The 2,298-nt window shown below is 53.1% G+C and carries 1 protein-coding gene; it reads right to left on the bottom strand.

Annotated features, from left to right (window positions below):
• A partial coding sequence (locus D5269_RS17460) for an MBG domain-containing protein (protein ID WP_279286779.1) occupies window positions 1-2,267 on the bottom strand: 2,267 nt, incomplete at its 3' end.
• Between the last annotated feature and the right edge of the window lie 31 nt (window positions 2,268-2,298).

The raw sequence follows: 2,298 nt of genomic DNA, 5'->3' as shown, positions 1-2,298 counted from the left end.
CCTCCGCTCAGCGTACTCTCGGATAGTTTCTGCCCATAGGTCAGGCCATTGGCGGCAGGCCAGGTAATGGCAGGGGCCGCTGCCTTATTGATGGTCAGTGTTCCCGGCTGATAAGTAATTGTATAATTGGCGGTCATATCTGCGCTGCTGCTGTTCTTGATTTGAGCGGCGGAGAGTTCGATGGTGCCGCCGGGTACATTCCTGGTGCTGGCGGCGAGGGTAATGCTACTTAAACTATCACCAGCGCAAAGCCCGGTGGCAGTTACCTGCCCTGTTCCCTCTGTGATGCTCTGGCCGTAGGTGATGGTCTGGTCGTTAGCCTTGATGGTCAGCGCAGCCTTGCCGATGGAGAAGGTTTTTTTCACCGTTCCCTCATAAATCCCCTTGCCAGTGACGGTAACAGTGTAGGTTCCAGCGTTCTTAAATCCGTCTTGGAATGTGACATCATAATCCTTTCCAACCGTCAGCCCGGTAACGGTGACAATCGGTTTTTGCTCCGTTCCGTTGTAGGTGGCGCTTTCCGCTGACAGCATTACCATGTCCGCCGTCAGCGGATTGCGGGTAATTGTAACCTCCACCGGGACCTCGGCATCGGCCATGTTGGTGGTTCCAATGAATTTTACAATCAGGGTAAACTTCCCGTTTTCCCCCGCCTGTCCGTTTGGCAGCACATCGGCGGCGCTGACGCTCATGGTGTAGGTACCATCCACCGCATCTGCGGGAAGTGACACCTGTGTAGTACCCACAAACACCGCCATTTGTCCCGCAGTAGGATCACCCCTCAGACGTGCCGCCGCTTTTGCCGGAGCCTGCCCGGTTGCGGTAGGCGTGGCCTTGACGGTGATGGTATCATCAGCGGTGAAGTCACTGCACTCTGTGCCGTCTTTATAGGTTTTCACAGTGCCGTCCCCGACAAACTGTGTGCCGGATTGCGCCACGGTAAATGTCTTGCTGATTTCCTTATTGTCTTTTTTGAAAACAGCAGTATACTCTCCGCCTTCTTTTACTTCGCCTAAGTCTTGCAATACCCAGCCGTCCGCGCTGGCCTGCACACGGAAAGTCTGCCCAAAATAGGTCGCTGTCCCGGTTTTGCTGTCGTCAATCCTAATTTCAGAAGTATCCAGTATCTCGCCGGTATACACCAATTCTGGCACCACGATCATGTCCGCCGTGGGGTCGCCGGTGATGGTATAAGTCCCCTTAGCGCCAAGGGTAGTATTGCCGTCCAGCACATCGGCAGAACTGATGGTCAGGGTTCCATCGCTCTTTGCGCTTGTGGAACCGCCGATACCGGGAGCATTGGAGACTCCATTGTAGCCTCCCTTTGCGGTCACTTTGCCACCATTGATAGTGATATTACCACCATTACCATCGTTAGTATTATCCCCCGCTGCACCACCAATTCCGGCGGACGCATAACCTGCACTTCCACCAGTAGCTGTGATGTTTCCGCCATTGATTATCACTGTTCCACAGTCAATATCGCCGTCATTACTATTTAAATCATAAAGTGAACCACCAATGCCAGCACTATATGGTCCAGAAACATCCAATGAACCTGCGCTCTCTGCGGTAGTTACTAAGGTTGCCCCTTTCGGTACATAAATTCCACATTCAAAACCCTTTATTGTATTGCTATCCTCTAAGGTCAGATTCATCGTTGCGCCGGGAGCGATGCCTACATATGCCGCTCCGGTAATATTTAAGCGGGAAAACGTCACATTATGGGCGCCGCTTTCCACATAAATCATTGCCGTTTGGGCTGTGCCGGTAAAGGTATGCCCCGGACAGTCTCCGTCCTCTTCGGTCAATTTATTTTGAGAATTTTGGGATATGTTAATTTCTCCCGCAGCTTGCATCGGCGCGTTGGCCACATCCAGGGCCTCTTGCAGCTTGGTGACGCGGGAGAGGTCGATTTCCTCCTGTTCGCCCTCGTCCAGTTCCCGGTAAAGGGCAAGGATTTTATCAAGCTGCGCCCGCACGTCGTCCGCATTGTCCTCCGTCACCTGCTCCGGCAGGGCGGCGATCAAGTCCTCAATGGGGCAGATACGGCACTCATAAGTACACGGACTTCCTTCACTGTCCTCCGATTCCGGCTGGTAGCCGCAGGCATCGTCATGTTCCTGATGATGCTTGCAGATGCCGGTATCTTCCGGCTGTTTTGTATCTTCTTTTTCAGCTTTCCCTTTGCAGTCCGACAGGCCGGCATCCTCTGCGCCGCAGACCGGGCAGTCAGGATTGATTTGACCCTCTGTACAGAGGGTCAAACAAGAGCATTGCTCTTGTTTGATGATTCCT

This window comes from Anaerotruncus sp. 1XD42-93, from assembly GCF_009917605.1.
In the GTDB taxonomy this organism is placed as follows: domain Bacteria; phylum Bacillota; class Clostridia; order Oscillospirales; family Ruminococcaceae; genus Anaerotruncus.
This window is presented reverse-complemented; position numbering and strand designations above follow the sequence as displayed.